Source organism: Paenibacillus urinalis (assembly GCF_028747985.1).
Taxonomy (GTDB): Bacteria; Bacillota; Bacilli; order Paenibacillales; family Paenibacillaceae; genus Paenibacillus; species Paenibacillus urinalis.
In genome coordinates this window covers 2,552,481-2,572,353 of sequence record NZ_CP118108.1, presented here as the reverse complement: position 1 = coordinate 2,572,353, position 19,873 = coordinate 2,552,481, and the positions used below count along the sequence as shown (strand labels likewise).

21 protein-coding genes are annotated in these 19,873 nt (G+C 44.5%); 3 read left to right on the top strand and 18 right to left on the bottom strand.

What is annotated here, in order from left to right; translation table 11 throughout:
• Window positions 1–161 precede the first annotated feature (161 nt).
• A complete protein-coding gene (locus PUW25_RS11830) occupies window positions 162–956 on the bottom strand; it encodes an alpha/beta hydrolase (RefSeq protein WP_047913855.1) in 795 nt (264 codons plus the stop codon).
• Between the two features lie 152 nt (window positions 957–1,108).
• Entirely contained in the window at window positions 1,109–1,921 is an 813-nt protein-coding gene (locus PUW25_RS11825) for an SDR family oxidoreductase (RefSeq protein ID WP_047913854.1), read from the bottom strand.
• A gap of 134 nt (window positions 1,922–2,055) precedes the next feature.
• On the opposite strand from PUW25_RS11825, the gene PUW25_RS11820 reads away from it, so the two are divergent.
• Complete coding sequence (locus PUW25_RS11820; RefSeq protein ID WP_052512273.1) at window positions 2,056–2,619, top strand: TetR/AcrR family transcriptional regulator C-terminal domain-containing protein; 564 nt, start codon at window positions 2,056–2,058, stop codon at window positions 2,617–2,619.
• A 70-nt stretch (window positions 2,620–2,689) separates the two neighbouring features.
• On the opposite strand, the gene PUW25_RS11815 is transcribed toward PUW25_RS11820, so the two are convergent.
• The 3 genes from PUW25_RS11815 to PUW25_RS11805 all read right to left on the bottom strand — a co-directional run bounded on the left by PUW25_RS11815 (window position 2,690) and on the right by PUW25_RS11805 (window position 6,143).
• Window positions 2,690–3,946, bottom strand: a complete 1,257-nt coding sequence (locus tag PUW25_RS11815; protein WP_047913853.1) for an MFS transporter — start codon at window positions 3,944–3,946, stop codon at window positions 2,690–2,692.
• Window positions 3,947–4,015: 69 nt separating this feature from the next.
• Window positions 4,016–4,636 carry a hypothetical protein gene (locus PUW25_RS11810; protein ID WP_047913852.1) on the bottom strand — a complete coding sequence of 207 codons (621 nt, stop codon included), beginning with the start codon at window positions 4,634–4,636 and terminating at the stop codon, window positions 4,016–4,018.
• Window positions 4,637–4,751: 115 nt separating this feature from the next.
• Window positions 4,752–6,143: a family 4 glycosyl hydrolase gene (locus PUW25_RS11805; protein ID WP_047913851.1), complete on the bottom strand. Its 1,392-nt coding sequence runs from the start codon at window positions 6,141–6,143 to the stop codon at window positions 4,752–4,754.
• A gap of 169 nt (window positions 6,144–6,312) precedes the next feature.
• Between PUW25_RS11805 and PUW25_RS11800 the strand changes: the two genes are divergently transcribed.
• Window positions 6,313–7,146 (top strand): AraC family transcriptional regulator, encoded by an 834-nt coding sequence (locus PUW25_RS11800; protein ID WP_238546485.1) that lies wholly within the window; start codon window positions 6,313–6,315, stop codon window positions 7,144–7,146.
• A 51-nt stretch (window positions 7,147–7,197) separates the two neighbouring features.
• On the opposite strand, the gene PUW25_RS11795 is transcribed toward PUW25_RS11800, so the two are convergent.
• Window positions 7,198–7,830, bottom strand: a complete 633-nt coding sequence (locus PUW25_RS11795) for a spore coat protein (RefSeq protein WP_047913849.1) — start codon at window positions 7,828–7,830, stop codon at window positions 7,198–7,200.
• 465 nt (window positions 7,831–8,295) lie between these two features.
• Here PUW25_RS11795 and PUW25_RS11790 point away from each other — a divergent pair, with 465 nt between their 5' ends.
• Window positions 8,296–8,514, top strand: a complete 219-nt coding sequence (locus PUW25_RS11790; protein ID WP_047913848.1) for a hypothetical protein — start codon at window positions 8,296–8,298, stop codon at window positions 8,512–8,514.
• A gap of 23 nt (window positions 8,515–8,537) precedes the next feature.
• Here PUW25_RS11790 and PUW25_RS11785 read toward each other — a convergent pair whose 3' ends face one another.
• From PUW25_RS11785 to PUW25_RS11730, 12 genes are all read right to left on the bottom strand, one after another.
• Entirely contained in the window at window positions 8,538–9,047 is a 510-nt protein-coding gene (locus PUW25_RS11785) for a hypothetical protein (RefSeq protein WP_047913847.1), read from the bottom strand.
• 98 nt (window positions 9,048–9,145) lie between these two features.
• Window positions 9,146–9,649 (bottom strand): DNA topology modulation protein, encoded by a 504-nt coding sequence (locus PUW25_RS11780; RefSeq protein ID WP_047913846.1) that lies wholly within the window; start codon window positions 9,647–9,649, stop codon window positions 9,146–9,148.
• Between the two features lie 100 nt (window positions 9,650–9,749).
• Complete coding sequence (locus tag PUW25_RS11775) at window positions 9,750–10,229, bottom strand: GNAT family N-acetyltransferase (protein ID WP_047913845.1); 480 nt, start codon at window positions 10,227–10,229, stop codon at window positions 9,750–9,752.
• Between the two features lie 165 nt (window positions 10,230–10,394).
• Window positions 10,395–11,585: a staphylopine family metallophore export MFS transporter CntE gene (gene cntE, locus PUW25_RS11770; RefSeq protein WP_047913844.1), complete on the bottom strand. Its 1,191-nt coding sequence runs from the start codon at window positions 11,583–11,585 to the stop codon at window positions 10,395–10,397.
• Between the two features lie 49 nt (window positions 11,586–11,634).
• Window positions 11,635–12,375, bottom strand: coding sequence for an ABC transporter ATP-binding protein (locus tag PUW25_RS11765; protein WP_047913843.1), 741 nt, complete (start codon window positions 12,373–12,375; stop codon window positions 11,635–11,637).
• Window positions 12,353–13,186, bottom strand: coding sequence for a staphylopine uptake ABC transporter ATP-binding protein CntF (gene cntF, locus PUW25_RS11760; RefSeq protein WP_047913842.1), 834 nt, complete (start codon window positions 13,184–13,186; stop codon window positions 12,353–12,355). Before cntF ends, PUW25_RS11765 begins: the two co-directional genes overlap by 23 nt.
• Window positions 13,187–14,083, bottom strand: a complete 897-nt coding sequence (gene cntC, locus PUW25_RS11755; protein WP_047913841.1) for a staphylopine uptake ABC transporter permease subunit CntC — start codon at window positions 14,081–14,083, stop codon at window positions 13,187–13,189.
• Window positions 14,084–15,016, bottom strand: a complete 933-nt coding sequence (opp1B, locus tag PUW25_RS11750; RefSeq protein ID WP_047913840.1) for a nickel/cobalt ABC transporter permease — start codon at window positions 15,014–15,016, stop codon at window positions 14,084–14,086.
• Window positions 15,017–15,031: 15 nt separating this feature from the next.
• The gene (gene cntA / locus PUW25_RS11745) at window positions 15,032–16,627 is read right to left on the bottom strand and encodes a staphylopine-dependent metal ABC transporter substrate-binding lipoprotein (protein ID WP_047913875.1); all 1,596 of its coding nucleotides are present in this window, start codon (window positions 16,625–16,627) and stop codon (window positions 15,032–15,034) included.
• Window positions 16,628–16,883: 256 nt separating this feature from the next.
• Window positions 16,884–18,191 (bottom strand): opine metallophore biosynthesis dehydrogenase, encoded by a 1,308-nt coding sequence (locus PUW25_RS11740; RefSeq protein WP_047913839.1) that lies wholly within the window; start codon window positions 18,189–18,191, stop codon window positions 16,884–16,886.
• A 16-nt stretch (window positions 18,192–18,207) separates the two neighbouring features.
• A complete protein-coding gene (locus tag PUW25_RS11735; RefSeq protein ID WP_047913838.1) occupies window positions 18,208–19,017 on the bottom strand; it encodes a class I SAM-dependent methyltransferase in 810 nt (269 codons plus the stop codon).
• On the bottom strand, window positions 19,010–19,816 hold the full coding sequence (locus tag PUW25_RS11730) for a histidine racemase CntK family protein (RefSeq protein WP_338000050.1): 807 nt from the start codon (window positions 19,814–19,816) through the stop codon (window positions 19,010–19,012). The genes PUW25_RS11735 and PUW25_RS11730 overlap by 8 nt, the downstream gene beginning before the upstream one ends.
• Between the last annotated feature and the right edge of the window lie 57 nt (window positions 19,817–19,873).

Here is a 19,873-nt window from a genome sequence, read left to right as displayed (position 1 = left end):
GCAATGGAATATTTCTTCCATCTTAGAACTTCTTCACAAGAGACCTAACTCCTTCATGACGAACGTCATATTGGCCTCATTAATGTTTAAACTTAGAGAATTTTCATCAATCATGAAATGAATTAAGTTAGGATGAATCTTTCGTGAAGCAAAGATTAAGGTTATGAGGCTGAATGTTCAGCTTCCACAGACGCCAGGAAGTGCTGAATTTCTAATGTTGTGTCATTATAAGGCTTGTTCTCATGCCATCCATAATTAAAGAAGCCATGTCCCATGCCATCATAGGTTAGAAACGTAATGTTGTTGCCTGCTTGATTCATTTGCTCGACAAAGGTTTGATTCTGCGCGTAGAGTTCATCCGAGGTTCCACACATCCAGAGGGTAGGCGGCAGACATTTCTTAATATGATGAATAGGAGACAGATCTGTCGCAGTCTCTAGTAAATCAGGAAACAATCTGCCCATAATGTCCACCCCATCCATACCGGCTGCGAACACAATTAGGGCGTTCGGGATATGATTGGTACTGTTATCATCATTAAACTCTTCAAACATGATCGAGGATACAGCAGTATATCCACCAGCGGAGGCGCCGCACATGACAACGCGATTTGGATCTATACCGAGCTCCGTCGCATGGCTTCTGATCCATCCTACTGCCGACTTGGCATCACAGATCGCTTGCATGGGAGTAAAGCCTTCATCATGGCCGTTTCGATAATCAACACAGATTGCAACAATACCCCGAGAAGCTAAATACCGTGCCTGATTCTGAAATTGAGCTGGTGATAAAGGACCCTTTTTGAAACTCCCTCCATTAAAAAACAAGATGGCTGTCCTATTCTTAGCTGAATTATCGGGATGTTCAGACTCAAATATGTACAGGCTCAGTTTACGTTTTCCGACCGTTTTGTAGGTAACTTGTTTTACAGGATAATCGAACTCAATTACACGCATATTCATTCCTCCCCATTCGTTGTAGACTCATTGCTACACACCATATTTTACCATAATAGATGTAAATAAAAGGAATCATCTGCATACAATAAAAGCGAAAAAGCCATGCAGTTCCTCTGCATGGCTAGATTATAACTATAGTGCTTGCAGCTTTATTTTGCCGCATTTCTTCGCATACTTGCCGTCGTTCCTCCATCTACGAGCAAGTCCGTCCCCGAAATATACGATGCCTGGCTGCTGCACAAGAATTCTACGGCAGAAGCGATTTCATCTGGCTCCCCTTCTCGTCCAAGCGGCGTTCTCGCCAGCATTTCTTTCATCACTTCCTGCTGTGCAGACTCCTGTCTTCCCATTGGCGTGTTGATGATTCCCGGAGATAGAGAGACAATGCGTGCTCCCTTCTGTCCCCAGTCCCATGCCTGATCTTCCACCATGAGCATGACGCCTAGTTTGGAGAAGCCGTAGGCCGCACCTGAATTGCCCTGAGCAAATCTTTCCATCTGCTCAACATAGTCCGGAGCCAGCGGATTGATTAAGATCTGGTTATACGCTTCATTACGAGGAACAGAGTGGCCAGATGAAGATGCAATACACACGGCAACCGTTCCAGGAACTGCGAATGGTAAAAACGCTTTCAAAATTAACGCTGTGCCAATCGCGTTGACTTCTAATATTCTCTTCGAGTCACCCATGGTTGGGGACAAGCCAGCCGTATGAATCATTGCACCTAACTGTCCAAGCTCCGCAGCGGATGCAGCCAATTCATTGATCTGCTGTTCATTCGAAATATCTACTGTTCTTGTAGTTACTTCTGTGATCCCTTGTGCAGCCAAATCCCCTTTGGTCTGAGCCAAACGATCCTCGTTAACATCCACAAGAAGCAGCTTGCCCTGCTTCCCCATTCGGCTCGCGATCGCTCTTCCCATACCACCCGTGCCACCTGTAATGACGAATACCTTGTCCATATCTTTTTGCCTCCCTATGTGTAATAAAGTAGAATAATTGGTGAACATATCTCTATTGTAATAGAGCTTATTTTACATACTCAATTTACAATATGGCGCCAAGTGTTCAGTTTAGCAAGGAAGGATACTTCAGAATGCATAGTACTGATGAGCACACCCTCTCCGCCAAATCTCTAATTGCTGAAGCGCTGCTCAAGCTGCTTTCCCTACAGCCCTTTGATAAAATCTCGGTCCGAGCCATTGTGCACAAAGCAGGTGTCAGCCGGACAACATTCTATCTTCATTATCAAGATAAGTACGATTTATACGACCAGTTAACCAAACAGATTACTACAGAGTTTATGAATCTATATGGTGCCAGCACGGATGAGCAGATGGAGTCTAACGTTCGTATGGAATTACAAGATAAAAAGGATCTCCTGCCTGTGACCATCGCCATATTTGATCATGTGCGGCATTATGCTGATTTTTACCGTGAACGCTATGAAGATCCTGCCTTCATCTTTCAGCTGTCAGAACAGCTCTCCACACGGATGAAACGGATTTTTCTGGACGAATTCTATGCCATCTTTCTCGCATATGGTACTGTAGGATATATTGGGCGGTGGCTCAAGGACGGACTAAAGAGCAGCTCCCATGAAATTGCCAATCAACTAACAGGCGTCGCCATCTCTTCGCTGCATCAGGCACGTCAATAATTAAAAATACAAAAGGCCGCTTAGTAGCGGCCGGTGTTACGAATAGGTGGTCAGGTAGATGTACGTCGAGCTAAAAGTGTATATTTTTCATCGCACTTGAGTCTAGCTGATGTTGTTTCTTCGTATAAACCATCATCAGCGGAATACTGATCGCAAACGCTCCAGCCACAAGCAGGAATGGAATTCGCGGATCTATTCCGTATGCCCAGCCGCCAATGACGCCGGAAGGTGAAATAACGATCAGGATGAGGACCTGGAGCAGAGCAAATATTTTGGCGCGGTTCTCATCGTCAATCGCATTCGCCACGGCCGTTTCCAAATAAGGATACGTCATCATCGTACCGATCGCCGCAACGATCGTGCTGACACTGAGCAGGATAAGGTCACCTTTTGGCGCCACAACCAGAATGACATTCGATAAAACAGAAATGATAAATCCCCACACCATGATACGGTTCACCTGCGATTCAGCAATCCGGGGCATGATCCATCGCATGAACATGAGCATGATAATGGAGGAGAACGCCGGGAACACAGAAATCAGCCCGCTCCCTAGCTGCAAATATTCAACCATAAAGATGGAAATATACGTCGTCTTGACTGTCGTTTGAAAATTAAACAAAATATAGACCGCGAATATGATGAGGAGCAGCGGACTGCGGAGCATCACTTTCAGCACGGACAAGTAATCGGACATCCCCTCTTTGATACTCATTGACTTGGCTTCCTTCATTTTACGATAGCCTATATCCGTCTCCCTCGTCGCATAATGGCGACCAATAAACTGAATCGTCATCATAATACACGCCAGAACGAACATGATACGAACCCCAGGTACAAGGGAGAAATGGTACACCAGAAGTCCCCCAATCGGAGCGAACAATCCGCCTACCACACTAATTAACTGCAGTAAAGTAAATACGTATGTTCTTTCTTTAGGAGCCGTATCCTCAACGAGCAGACAGTAGAACGCGGTATGAGGAACCTTTTGAAAACCGTTCACGATCGCGGCGATCACGAAAAACCAGAAATTTTGCGAGACTGCCCACAGCAGTGTAGCGACGCTCCAGCTAAGTACATCAAAATAGAGCAATGCACGCTTACGCCCCATTCGGTCTGTGAGGTATCCGCTGAGGAAGGAAGAGAGTACTTGCACGAGCAGTCCGATGGTAGTGATCCAGCCGATTCCCGTCTCGGTTACTCCGAGCTCATACATGAAGATCGAGCTATACGTCACAAACATGCTGTACGGAATCAGAAACAGCGGTTCATAGATGAGACAGCCCTTCGCATTGCCAGTCAATTGACGAAATGAGTTAGAAGCCATATGTTCCTCCGGATATGTAAGAAATCGAATGATAGAATGATGATCACGTTTTTAAAGTGATAGAAACAATTAACTAGTAATGAAAGCTGCTTTATACTTGATCAGATACTCATTTTCAAGCTTTAAATTGTTTAATAACATGGTCCAATATTCCCTTAACTCACGGTAACTCATTGTATGTAGCTCATCGTTGTTCAGTTTATCTGTAAGATAATTCATGTCTGTTAACCAAGTTTCCATTAGTATCAATGCTTCTTCGTCGGAACCATTTTCGCTCTCTAATAATCTGCCTAACTCTGTAGTTCCGTAAAATCCAAATAAAGTGCCTAACTCTCTATACCGTTCGTCTTCTGGTTCTACAGTCTCCAGCGTATGAGTTGATAGTTCCAAGCTCCAATGAATAGCAGTCACATATTCTGCTTTCTCTTGTAGAGACAAATCTTTATATTTCCTTTGGAGAATATCACCAAATCGATACGCATATTCAACCCCTTTCTGAACCTTCTCAAACTGTGCTTGTTCTTTGTCTCTTAGCTGTTGGAAGAAATAAATATTAACTATTACGGACAAGATGAGTGCGATGATGAGCAGATGCTTCGCCTTCATTTTTGCTATCCTGACCCTCTCCTTATTGAAACAGTGCGAATCCATATCAAAGAAGATTGACTGTATCATCATGTTATCTTCCATAAAATGACTTCGTATCCTTTTGAAGTCTATCATAATAACAAACGGAACTAAATGGTTAATGACATAAAAAAAGCCGCTGTGTGCAGCGGCTGATTACCATTATATTCAAGAACGATTAAACATAACTCTTTGTATACCAATGCTCGGGAATAATATCTTTTTCAAGCTCAAGCAGTTCTTCAATGATACGGTCAGCGTCTGCAATCGAATGCACCAAAGGATCTATCAGCATCGCTCTTCTAAGCTTCTCCCGGCTGCCTTCAATGACCGCTTCGGCAGTTAGTTCATGAGTGTCCAGGACAAGCTCTTGCATTCCTCGGATTCCTCTCGGCATCTCACCTACAGGCAGCGGCTTGACCCCATTCATGTCAACTTCACATAGCAGCTCCAGAAAAGCATCATCGTTCATATTAGTCACTGCACCCTGGTTGAGAGTATTTATGTAGAACGGCTTGCCTAATCCCCCAACCATATTTTCTATAATATCAGTTGCATGATCTGGACCAAATGAAGTCATATATTGTTCAATCGGTATTTGTCCGCTAATAAATTGGTCTACCTGCTCCCACATTTCCTCGTGGCGCTTGTAGCGGTCTTCTGTCTCCCAAATGGATAGCGGCGGTATCGCATTCTTCGTTTTACCAAGTCCCTGGTAGTAAGAAACATATTCCTTTGTATGCGCAGTACAAGTTGGAACATATCCAAAAATATCGTACAATTCGTAGCTTATTGCGTCATTAAACAGTGCCTTAGCACCGGTATCTCCACCCACGGTTTCTGTCTCTGCCGAACGCTTCAGTGATTCAGCAATATCAGGGAGTACATTGCGTCCTTCATACTCTGCCTTAAGCAGCCAAGTGAAGTGATTTACACCTGCGATCTGCAGATCGAACTTGCTGTCGATTTCTGCTGTATACTCGTTTTTGTTGTTAATAATCCCTGCTCTCTCCGCATATATGATCTTCTTGTGAGGCATATGATGGGAATCACATAGAGCAAAGCTCTTGAGGCTTGGCGCATACCTATTTAACGCAATTCCATGTACGGTAGAAGGATTAATGTAATTGATCACCCATGCTTCTGGACAGAGCTCTTCAATGTCCTTAGCACATTCCATGATGACAGGCAGCTCACGCATCGCCCGAAATATACCGCCGGGTCCAATGGTATCTCCTGAACACATTCGAATCCCATATTTCTCGGAGATGGCGCAATCGATGCCCCGATACTTTACGGTATCCTCTGCGAAGCTGAGTACGACAAAGTCTGCATCCTTCAGCACGAGCCTGCGATCTGTGGAGCCCTCAATCTTCAGATCTACCTTATTCGCCTGTACAACCATCTTGGCGAGCTGAACCAGCTTGTGCAAGCGCTCTTCATTCGTATCCACCAAGGCAAGCGTCCCTGTGTTCAGATGCTCGGAATGAACCATTTGCCAGATCGACTGCCGTCCAAAAAACAAGCTTCCTGCGCCGAGCACGACGACTTTCGGATTTTGAATACTCATGACATCATCTCCTCCATTCAATAACTATATTTTAGAATTGAACATTCAATATCTGAATGCCTCAGAGTATTCTAAACATGTCATTTAGTACGATAATGATATACCATTAGTAACCTATGATATATTGAATATACAAGTGATATGTCTAATGGTATGGGAGAATGTGAATATGAATAACTTCAGTATTTTCAGAGATTTATCAGAGCATATCGTGCTGCGAATTAATTCATGCAGAGAAGTTCATCATTTGAGTGGTTGGATCGAGACCAAGCAGCATCATGATTACGACTTGTGGTACGTCCAAGAAGGGCAGATTGAGATTCGCACAAATGATTCCGTACATTTGGCCTCAGCCGGAGATTTAGTTCTCTTTAATCCAAAGGTAGCTTACACCGCTTCGAATCTTGGCGACGATTGCAGGTTTCTCTACACCCATTTTGACTTTGGTTTGGGGGATCAGCTTCGAATCTTGGATCAGTTTCAGCTGGCGGGTGTCATGGCAAGCACTCTTGTCCCAGAGGAAATCAGCCTGTTCTTGAAAGCTTATAAGGAACATCAGCTTGGCTCATCCATGTCAGGAATTCATTTAAAAGGCTGCCTTACGATCTTAGTCGCTAAGATCCTGGAATGTTATGAGCAAGGAGAATATGTAGGCCAATTCGCTAACCCTGCTCCCGAACGCAAAAGAATTACGAGCCTGCAATCCCTTCAGCCTGTACTGGATCATATTCAAGAACAAATACATATGCCGCTCCGTGCGCGGGAACTTGCTGTAATGGCAGGTATGTCGGAGAAATATTTCATTTCCTACTTCAAACAGGCATTGGGGATTACTCCGGGGCTATATATCTATCAGCTAAAAATGAATCGCGCCCGCGAGCTGCTGTACAGCAAGCAGTATACAGTCCAGCAAATCGCTGGCTTACTCGGATATCCAGATCCGTATAGCTTCTCGAAGGCGTTCAAGAAGTATTATAACGTTCCGCCTTCCAAGTTTGATTGAAGCACATATAGCAAAAAGCACCGATTCAGTTAAGAATCGATGCTTCCTTTTTTAATGAAATGAAGTTGTTCCGCCCATGGGTGTTTGGGTTTGCGCTGGAGCGTATCCATTTTGCATTTGTGTCATATCCTGCTGTGTTAGCTGTGGTACTTGGTAGTAGCCATGCTTATTTTGATACAGCGAAATTTCATATGCCATCTCGATACAGTTCGGAACCGAGTCAGCCAGCACACGACGCACCACCGGATTGGTTGATTCTAATGCAGCCATCGTTTTCGCTGTTGCACCGGACTTAACTGAATGCAGCATGCTGCAGGAAATGACTTCATCATTAATCTCAGCTGCAGATTGAATCGGCTTGTTCGGTTGAGTTGGCTGTACTCCGTAAGTAAAATCATTCCCTTGATGCATTTTGTAGCTCTGAGTCGGCATCGATGGATCTTGTCCTGATTTAAAGCACTCTAACGTCGTATTGTACTCATCCGCCATAAACTGCTTCTGGCGCTGCATGATATCTCTCAGCTCAGGATCTTGGACGTGCTGACTCAGTATGGTGTACGTGTTAAGGGTTGTGACAGCCCCTGCCAGTACTTCGTGCACATCGAACATTTCATGTCCACCATGGTTCATTTGCGGTGATACTGCACCCGTTTGCATATTTTGGTGATTGGGCTGGAATTGCATTTACGTAATCCTCCTCTTATTGGCCAAGCATATCTCGTGATTTTATTGGATCGAAGCATTGTTCAAACCAAGGATATTATGAAGTCGTTTGGTCCAAAATATTCAGGAGATCGAAACATCTTATTTGGAGGAATTCGTTGTGGGATACATATTCGGGATCTTGTACTTTCTTTTTTGGTTTTTTGTTTTTACGTTAAAAGGGATCTGGCTTTAATTTTTATTGTAATGATGAAAATCCTAAAGTTATATGTAAAAAAAATGTGATAATTTAACTCTCCTTTTTGACTCCGAACTTCTATATTATTCGGCTGTGCGTCTGGTTTCCTTCACTCGCAAATCGGCGGCTTTCAGTGGAGAGCAAAAAAATACATAAATTATTCCATTATAAATCAAGAAATGTTATTGTTTATTTATACGTACATATTATAAATTTTTCTTAAGCGAATTTGAGGTGAAAGAACAATTATGAGAAAAGATAGAAACATTACAGGTATTGTTTTAGCCCTAATTTATTGTTTTGTCCTTTATACGATTTTAACTGATGCCCCCACTGGTGAAGCTCCAAATAATCCGCTATGGGCTTACTCATTGATTCCAATAGGAGCTGTTGTAATTACTTCTCTCTTTGATTATGTGATCAAGTTTGATTTGTTCAAAAAGAAATTTAAAAATGAGAAAGAATGAATGTCGGATAAAATGACCTTTCTTTATTTTCCCCCTGTCACAGTCGCCTCCTTTAAACACACCCACTGATTGATTTCATCGTACCCACTCACCCTTGCCTTAACCCGATACCCTGGATACATCCATTCCGCTGGAGTAAGAGACTCTAGCAGAGCCGAATCTACTAAGCCCACCGCATCCTGCGTTAATAAGTTAATCAGAGTGCCCTGTGGAAAGAAGGCTTCAATATACCCTTCGACCTTTGTGCCAACAGGAAATTCACCTTTCGTCTGTTTCCAGTGCTCAGCTGAGGTGACAAGCTGCTGGTTCCACAGCCGATTAAACTCGTCTTGATTGATTTCTTCGTAGTAAGGTTCCTCAGGATCAAGCGGATGCTCTGCTAACATAAAATGATGCTGTTCGTGCTTACGATTCGATGTGATTATACTGCCATCGTCATGGATTACAATCTGTCTATAAGCTATACCTTGCTCATTTATTTCGAAATACCAAGTCCCCATACCCGGTTCTTGAACGTCTTTTAAATATCTCAACTCAAATCACTCCTTAACTGCCTATAAGCTGCCATGATATAATGATTTCCTTAAGATCTCTTCCCTCCTGGAGGATTATGAGAAGTGACTGAAAGATGCTATATGCTCTCTAAAAATAGCTCAACTTCTTTGGTGGATTTGAGGATAATCACTCGCTTAGCTTGAGATAGCTCTTCGAGTTTTTTTAGAATGCCAGGTCTTTTCGTTCGGGGATAATTCCATATCCATTTAAAAAAGTCTAGATCGAATTTTTCTTGACAGCCTTCTCCCATATCGGGTCTGGTATGGTTTCGGTATTGAATGATTCGCTTGAATGCACGATATACACAAATGACTCTATGAATGTCCAAGAAAATGATGGTATCTGCAGCATGAAGTCTGATATCCATTGTGCCACTGTAGTTTCCATCAATAATCCACTCTTCTTTTTCCACTAGATCAAGCTGAACGTCTTTTTGTTCATCCTTAGAAGCGGGAACCCAGTTGGGTTTCCAAAAAAGAGCATCCAGATGATATACGGTTATTCCTAACCTTTCACCTAATTGCCTCGCCAGCGTGGATTTACCTGACCCACCTGACCCGATAAGCACCACCTTTCTCATAAATCTCACCTCCCACCGGTAATAAAGATAAATTTGAAAATTTAACCTCTAATTGAACACAGGCCTGAACATGTTCCAAGTAATAGCCGAAATGATCATTTTACCTCAACCGTTTAATCATCTTATAATTGGTTAACTTCACTCCCCTAATCTCAACCGTTTGTTCTTTCACAACTATATAGCCTTGACGTTCGAAAAATGGCTTGGCTGTAATGCTTGCTTCTGTATCTATTTCCGGAAGGTTGAACTTCATCGCCTCTTCTTCCAATCTACTAACTAACGACCCTGCGACCCCCATGCCCTGATAATCTTTGTGGACAAACAGTCGATCCAAGTACCCATCATGCCTCAAATCTGAAAATCCAACGATTTTATCTCCGATTTTGGCAACAAAGGTTGTATTTCGGCTCAGCGATTCTTTCCAAGCCCCCATTTTGGAATCCTTCTCATCTCTTGGCGCCCAAGCATTTACCTGCTCCTCAGAGTAATCTTTCGAATTCACCGCATGAACGGTTTCATAAAATAAATTAACGATTTGCTCCAAGTCCGTTCCCTTAAATCTCACGATCTCAAAATTCATTTGCAGCCCCTCCTTCTAATATAAAGTAACCATGCCTAATGCAGCCCAACTTTTAGGATAAGATTTTATCAGTAAAGCCTGCATAAAGACAAGTAGGAATCTGCTAGCTTGCACATTCATCTCTATATAAAAAAAGCCGCCGTATGGCGACTTCTTCATCTCTAGCTATGCAGTTCGTAACCTTTTTATCGATGCAAAAACAATCAAAGCGGCTCCCAAACCAGCACATATCATATACATAAGAGAATAAGAGGACACATCGGCTACGGGCCCCATCACCACTCCGCCAAGCGAAACGCCGAGATCGGCAGTGGCAATAAACAGTCCAATCAGCATGTTCCGATGCGCTTCAGGCAAGACAAAGGTCAGATAGGTCGTAAGCGTCGGATATAGAATGGCCTGAGCGATTCCGATGAATAATGCACTGATATAGAACAATACTGCTCCTATGGTTACCGACAGACTCACGAATAATGCGGCTAACGTCAGCAGCAGTAGGGTACCGGCAATAAACATCGGATGCCACTTCCCGTCGGACGGAATCTTCTTTCTCAGGACGAGACGGGAGACGACCACCGTAGCCGCTTGAATCATGAGAAATACGGCAGCATTGCCATATGTAATTTGATCCGAATAGAGTGGAATGAACGTGGCGAAGGATCCGAATACAACGGAAGCGACCAGCATCAGAACACTGCATTTAAATAAATGCGGGTTTGTAAATAAATGATGAAAAGACCCGAGCATCCGAGTCCCTGGCTCATTCACCTGCTCCTTCATTTGCGGCTTCGCCGAATCGGTATCCTTCGTCATTCGAGCTGTATATCCGACAATTCCCGTCAGCAAGGCAATCGATATCATCACCGCTCCAAAGTAACGGTCATCGCCTGTCTCCCACAGCATGAGTGCAAACAGGGGTCCTACGATCCCGGGTATATATGAGAACAAGGAGTATAGTGAGATCCCTTGGGAACGCTCCTTTTCCGGGAGTGCGTCGATAATACCAATCTGCAGTGCCATAGAGAAAAAGGCCGTCGATACGCCCTGCAGGATGCGGGCAATGACATATACATTAAAATCAGTCACGGCATACAGGATCAGCGCGATCCCATTCGTAACCAATATCACTCGAAGAATCTTGATGGGACCATACCTTGAAATCATGGAGCCGGCCCATGGACGGAAAAACATGGTCGTAAACAAGTAAGCTCCCATGACGAGCCCGATCGTCGTGTTACTGGCGCCACGCTCGTCCCCCTGCAGCGGTATAATAACATTAAGTATGGCATTGGCACTGAAGTATAGAAGTACCAGAATATATAGTCGAAGAAAAGGCCAAGATAGTGCACCCTTCATGTTCTTCATGTTCCTCCTTGCTTGTAAACTGCAGCATCTATGGAATGATCTATATTGTGATTAATGATCGCAATAACGTTCTGGCGTACGGGGTCTCTACTTCCTTCAGTTGATCCACCGTTACTATTTCCTCAACCTGCCCATCCTTGAAGATGATCACTCGGTCGCATAGGTAGGCTGCTGCTTGAATGTCATGGGTGATGAATACATAGCTCATATCATAGATGGACTTTAATTGCTTCAGAAGCTCCAGGATCTGAACCTGAATCGATACATCCAATGAGCTGATGGCTTCATCCAATACGATGCATTTGGGAAATGTAGATAGAGCTCTTGCAATACATACCCTCTGAGCCTGTCCGCCTGACAGCTCATGGGGATACATTTTTCGATAAGAAGCATTTAGTCCGACTTGTGTTAGCAGCAGATCAATTAATGCATCCACATCCTGAACATCCGTGCCTCTTAATGGTTCTCTAATGGCCTCTTCCACTGTGAAAAAAGGGTTGATCGATGAAGTGTAATCCTGAAATACCGCACTGATACTGCCGGCTCGTACTTTCCTGTCCAGCACATTTTGACCATTCCATGTCACGGTGCCAATATCAGGCTTCTCGATCCCTAAAATTAACCGTCCCAATGTGGACTTCCCGCTTCCACTCTCACCAATAATCCCAAGGCATTCTCCATCCGCACAGTCGAAGCTTACCTTCTTTAAGATCTGCTGCTTTTTGCCGGAGAATAATCCGCCTTTTTTGTATGATTTCTCAACTCGATCCACCTTCAGCAATGGTGTTCGCCCCCATCAATCTTTTAAAATGATTGCTAAGTGTCATTCTGCTGGACACCAAGTATTTCGTATAATCATGCTCAGGTCCATAGAAGATCTTCTGAACAGAACCGCGCTCTACCACCCTGCCATCCTTCATGACCATAACCTCGTCGGCCAGCTTCTTCACGGCAGCCAGATCATGTGAGATAAACAGCATAGAACAGCCGAGCTGTGCTCTTAGTCTCGCAAATTGCTCCAGAACTTCATATTGCGCTATGCTGTCAAGCGCGGTCGTAGGTTCGTCCGCAATAATCAGATCCGGCTCAAGGACCAGGGCGAGCGCAATCATCACACGCTGCAGCATACCGCCTGACAGCTGATGCGGATACTTATCCATCACGTCGATTGGATTTTTGAGCATCACTTGCTCCATCGCTGCGGACATGCGTCTGACGATTTCTTTTTTGTTCCAGCCGTAATGCTCTGACAGCGTCTCTTGCAGATGAACCCCGATTACGCTGGAAGGATCAAATGCGCTCATTCCATTCTGCAGAATCATGCACAGCTCTTTCCCTCTTTTTTTTCTCATTTCCTTCTCTGCTAATTTGTTCAGGTGTTCGCCTTTAAATATAATCGTCCCTTCTTGCCCGAGCCAGCCCTTATTCAGCCGCATGATCGATCTGCAGGTGATCGTCTTACCGCTGCCGCTCTCGCCTACGATCGCAAGACAGCTGCCGTTTCTCAGTTGAAAGGAAACATCGTGTACAATTTTTTGTCCAGTTTGGGTGTTCCAAATATTCAATCCTTCCACTTCAAGAACATTTCCCATCTATCTCACCGCCTCTTCACCTTTATATTTCATGAAGATATTTCTGCGAGCTCTTCTCTCTTTGAATTTCATTCCTGCGAGCTTGGGATCCATGGCTTTCTGAAGCGCATCCGACAAGAAATTGAAGCTCGTAACGACTAGTATGATAGCAATACCCGGGGCGAGCATCAGCTCGGGTCTCGTAAACATCACTTCTCTTGCTTCGTTCAGCATCATGCCCCATTCCGGACTCGGAGCTTGAATACCGAGACCCAAGAAGGAGAATCCGGAAATTTGCAGAATCATCGAGCCTAGTGAGCTGCTCGCAAGCACGGCAATATCCGATAGAGTCAGAGGCAAGAGATGCTTGAATATGATGCGAGTACTACTCGTTCCAGCGGCTTTGGAGAAGCGGATATAATTCGACTCCGTATATTGCATAACAGCCGTTCGGATCATTCTGGCAAACCATGCCCACTTCATCACGATAAACGCAATGAGGATGTTCGTAAGCCCCACGCCGAATACTCCAATAATCGCCAGAGTCATCACGTATCCGGGGAATGAGAGCACGATATCACATAATCTCATAATAAGAGCGTCTACTTTTCCTCTAAAATAACCGGCCAGGAAGCCCATCGCGCCACCAAAAATCAAAGATATAGCGAGTGCGGCGATCACCCATAGCACGCTCGGACGAATCCCATATATTAAGCGGGACAGAATACATCTTCCGAGATGATCATTTCCTAAGAGGTATTCCCATGATGGTGTATTGTAACGCAGCGCCATATTTACCTTGAGCGGATCATGTGGAGCAAACCACGGTGCGAAAATGCCGAGCACGATCGTTGAAACCAAAATAATAAGGCTTGTGACAGCCAGCTTGTCTCTTCTCAAATTTCTCCAGACTCTCATTTATAGATCATTCCTTAGCTTGGGATTGAGCATGGCATTGACAATGTCAGCGATCGTATTGAACAGGACAAAGGATACTGCCAGTATAAGCACAAAGGCTTGAATAACTGGAAAATCCCGACTGAGAATCGACTTCACGCTGAGTGAGCTGAGTCCTGGCCATGCGAATACATTCTCTATAACGACGGTACTGCCGAGAATGACAGGGACTGCCAAACAAAATATGGAAACAGCGACCTGGAGTGAATTTCTCAGCAAATGCATAATCACCTTTCGCTCCTTGATGCCGCTGGCACGCGCATACAGTACATAATCCTCGTGAAGATTGTTCAGCATGGAGCTGCGGACATTTCGGAAATAGATGCCGGCATAGCTTACCGAGATCACAAGCACAGGCAGAATATAATGCTGATAGCTGCCCATCCCGCTGGTAGGCAAGAGATCCAGTTTAACCGAGAAGTAAAATATGAGAAGTGCGGCCAGCCAGTAAGGCGGCAGCGAGGTCAGAATGAATGAGAATCCTCTGATGGATTGGTCGAGCAGCTTCCCTTCATGAAGTGCACATATGATACCAAGCACGATCGACAGGATGATGATGGCCACAGAAGAGACAAGTGTAAGCTTGAGTGTATTCATAAAAGCAGGGCCGATTAAGGCGCTGACAGGTTCTCCATCCACAAAAGAGTGACCAAAATCCAGCTGTATTACGTTCGTTAACCAATGGAAGAATTGAATGAACAGCGGCTGATCCATACCAAGCTCTTGTTCGGTCTGAAGGATCAGCTCTTCTGTAATGACGGGTACGCCTTGTGCCTGCAGGACGGCCTCAGCCGGTCCTACAGGAGACAAGTTAACGAATATAAATGTGACAAAAGAAATGATGAGCAGAAGCGGTACAGATATTAGCAAACGTTTAACAACATAGCTTCCCACTTGCGTTCTCCTTCCTTACTCGAAATGCATCTGATCGAAAGGCAGCTCAAACTGCGATTGTTTAAAGGAAATTCCGGTTAAATCGGACGGAGCGACGACGGTCACACTACCATTAGAAATCGGTATGAACACCGCTTCATCATGAACGACGGTCAGGATATCCGCGTACAATGATTTGCGTGCTTCCTCGTCGGTTGTAATCATGACCTCGTTGATATTTGAATAGAGCTCATCGGCTTGTGCAAGGCCTTGTGTTGTATATAAGTACGATGCATCGGAAGTAAAGGCTGAAACGGTGCTCTGCGGATCATAAGCAAGCCCCCAGGTTTGATTAAATAGCAGCTCATAATCACCCGATCCTCTTCGGCTCGCAACGGAAGTCGATTCTTCAACTATAATCTTCAGCTGAATACCGATCTCCGCCAGCGTGCTCTGTATGAATTCAGCCTGTATTTTCTGAGTGGATGAATTCACATCATAATACAGACTTATGGACAGCGGTTTTCCGTTCTTCGTTCTCACACCGCTGTCATTCAGCTTCCAGCCTGCGCCTTCCAAAATTTCATTAGCCTTGGCCTGATCATAGCCGCGTTCCTTCAGCTCCACGTCCGCATATTCCACATTGGAGGAGAACAAGGTGCTGGCAGGTGACTCTGTCCCATTGAAAATATCTCTGGCAATGGTCTCCCGATCAATGGCGTACCAGATTGCTTCCCGCACAGCCGTTTCGCTTGCCGGACTTTCTTTTTTGCTGCTGTTAGCTACGATCATCTTCGTATTAACCGGTTCACTGCGTACCAGCTGATAGTCACCGGTATCCACTAATTGATTCATCGCTTCAACATCCATGCTGTCGGCTCCCCGGTCATCCGTGAAGGCGAAGTTGACTTCTCCCTTAAGCATGGCAAGGTAAGTCGTCTCTCCTGCCGGCAGCACTTTCGAGGTAATTTTCTTAACCTGGGGCACCTCTCCCCAGTACTCTTCATTGGCTGTGAATACGGCATACTCTTCCTTTTTGTGTTCCGTTAGAGCATAAGGGCCTGTTCCATGATAGCCGGATACCCCGTCCTTGGTCTCTCCATTAATAAAATCCTTCGGGGAAATGAAGACAAAAGGTCTGGTCATGGATAATTCAATCAGAGCCGGATAATACGGCTCACTAAGCACAAATTCAACCGTAAATTCATCAATTACATTGCAGCTAACGAGCTGTGTCGACAGCTTGATCCAGGAATGCTTCTCCGCATTTCTCTGAACAGCTTCTATGTTAAGCTTGACTGACTCTGCATTAAATGGCTCCCCGTCATGAAACGTAACGTCTTCCCTTAGATGAAAAGTATACGTTTTGCCATCTTCGGAAATATCCCATGATTCAGCAAGCAGTGGCTTAATGCCGTCCTTTGTGTTCTCAACGAGTGATTCATATACCATTCCCTGTGCAGGCATGGAACCCGTGTACAGATGAGGATTCATATCGCCGATGTCCTTGGCTGAAGCGTAGATGAGCTCCTGAGCAGGAGTATTGCCGCTGACGGTCTCTGAATTCGTGTCCCCGCCCGATGAGGATTGTGACGAACATCCGGATAGGACGATCACCGCTAATAAAAACATGCATATGGATTTGAAAGGTTTGCTGAACAAGCTTGATCTCTCCCTTTTTCTCTTTTTATATTGATCATGTCTATGAAATATGCGTAAATTTTACGATTAAACAAGAACAGAAAATGGCCATAAAACCACCAGTATATATTGAATTTAGAATCGAATCCTTCCGTGCTATTCAAGTGAAATTGTTCAGTATACGAAGCATGCTTAAGGACGATACTACAGCGGTTATTGAGTTAAAACCATATTGCCTATTGCTATCCTATGATCTTAGGATTACTGCACTTAAGGAGCTGCAAATTTGCTTCAGATCCTCTGCGAAGGTTTGTACTTCAAAAGCATTGGACAATATTCTCTCCGGGTGCTGTAGGGCAATCTCTTGAATCGTGTTCTCATACCTCTCAACAAACCGGTCAATGGTTGGCGAAGCATTGTTTGTATGCCTGGCAATTCCCTGAATGATTTTGAGGCGATAGTAATCCTCCTTCGGCATTCTCGGAATATCCCATTGCCCCTGTTTGTTGATGAATGTCTTTCTAATGGGAACAGCGGAGAAATCGAAGTATTTGCCATCCTTATCCGGCTTGGAGAAGGGATCAATGAGCAGACAAGTGTACCTGATATACAGCAAATATTGCTGATGGATGTCATCCAGCTCAAGAAAATGCTCAATATCCTCGCGGGCCAGACTCTCTGATCTAATCGGGTAATTGTCATCAATCATAAACTTAAGCAGATTAAGCGGTTCCACCTGGAGAGAGGACAATATATTCATGATCTCTTTCCATTGGGACAGCATCTCTTGAATCAAAGTGGATGTAATAGGTCCTTCAGGAAACAGCTTATATACGTAAGCCGGTATATCCGATTTCCCAAAGATTCGATGTAATGAAAAATTATTCATGAATAATGGAGGGTGCACATACAAGGATATGTTTCTGCTCTCCGCGGCGATTGGTGATTCCATTCGCTTAAGCTGGACGCCAGACCTCGCAAAATGCTCGCATAAGCTGCTCACACGATCAGAAGCAGGAATCGTAGATCCGACATACAGCTTCTTCTTCACTGCCGTGGTCAGTACTTGATTGGACGGAGTTGAATCTACCCATCGTGTGTCCCCCAGATAGGTTGAGAAGCTGATCATCTCAGCTGCTGGATTCATGGCTGTCATATAACTCTGAACCAGGCTGCCTGACCCCAGTGTCGGTGACATAAGCAGGATGCAGCTTACATGTCGAAGGAGCTCCGCGTCCAGCCTCTGAAGCACTTGTCCATATGCATCGGCCGTCACGGTTAGTACAATCGTATCCCACATACCGGTTACTGTTTCATAGCTCTGGAACAACTCATCAACCTTAATCTCGCCTTCCATCACTTGATGCAGTTCATTTTGAACATCGGCCCGAACGAATTGATGGTAACTGCTTAAGGCATTATAAAAATGCTCTGATCGCGCAGAGATCCTGCCTGCAATTCCGATGCGGCTGTTCCACTGCTTCTTCATAAATACGGCCATTTGAATCGATACCGGACCTGTACCGCAGATTAGAACTCGATTAAAATCGCTCATACAACCTCCCTAACTCCTAAGAGTTGTTCTTCTTATACAGAGCAATATCAAATACCTGATCGTGGCGCAGTACGTGCTCCTCAAGTCTCCACTTTAACGTGTCCACTTCCTGGAGAGGGAAGTTAAACAAGGACTTCAGTCCATTGCCATACCTCATCGCCACCACCACTTGGTCACTCGTCAGTGCATGCAATCGATCCATGATATTGAATTTGTCTTCTACCGTAGAACTGAAGATGATATGGGTAAATTCGTTTATCCCTTCAAGCTTCTCTGGTGGTGTCTGTGTAAGACAGATATCATACTCCGGTCCAAGAACGTTGAGGACAGAACGACCTAAATGAATCGCTTCAGCATCAATATCTACGCCTACAACCCGCGCACCTGTTCTCTTGGCAATGAGCAGAGGCGTCATCGGGAACGAACCGGAACCAACTAATAACACCTTGGAATCGGAGGACACTTGAAAACTTCCAAATTCCTGCTCGATGCAGGATTCAATATTTTTGAAATAATCAGACTGATCCGAAGAGCCGCTAAGCAGCTTCAGTGCCCGGTATTTCTCCATGATTGCGACACAAAAGGCCGATTCTCTTCTAAGGTTCCATACCAGCTCAGCCCCCAATTCTTCGGACGCCAGCTCATCCCATAAATTTCGGTTTGCCTGGTTCGTAATGAATGCCGCATATTCATCGGTCAATAACTCTAGGTCATGTGAATGGTGAGTCGTCGAATTATATTGGTGAGACATTGCTTCAAACCGTTTCAGGAATGCTTCTAAGCTGTGGGTAAAATCGTGTGAATCGATTGTAATCGTCCTAGCCATCGATATAAGCTCTCCCTTCAGCCACAATTTCGACATTGCCCTTAATATTAACGCTCGTCAATCGATTGTTATATGTAGCATGAACCTTTATAAGTCCGCCGGGCTGAATGACTTCTATATCGACATTTGTATTGTTTCTCCATGCCAGATAAGCTCCTATGGATGCCGTACCCGAGCCACAGCCTCTTTCCCATATCATGCTGCCAAGCTTGGGAACATGAATGAGCGGTGTCATCCTATAATTTTCTGGTTCATACAACAGAATGCCTATAAGCTTATGATGACCAGCCAGTCCCATGAGTTGTGCTGTCATTTGAGCCGAATTTCGAATACTTTCGGAGATCTCGTCTATTTCCATAATGAGATGAATGGATTCCTCGTAACGTAATAAGAAACAGGGATAATCATGTCCTTCCATATGTATCATCTTCGGTTCGATCTCATACGGTACAGGCATATTCAGCTCACAGGTATAGTGATCACCATGACTCACAACCAGACAGTCAATTAATTGATCAGTCCCAGAGGACTCAATAGTAATCTTGTCTTCCTCATAACGTCCGATACCCTTCTTGGATACGATATAGGCGGCCAGAGACATGCATGCATTTCCGCAAAATTCACCTCCAGCCATATGTAAATATGCCGCAGCACTGCCTGTCGGCTGTTCAATGAATCCTACCTGCTCCGCATGAATACTATCATAGGACATAATCTGAGTGGCAATGGACTCATAGTTCCGATTTCCATGATCCGTTTGAACAAGTACGGTCATATTCTGTGTCGGATTACATTTCACAAATTCGATCTCCTGCCGCATCCACACTTCCCTCTCTTTAATTGTAAATATTACGAT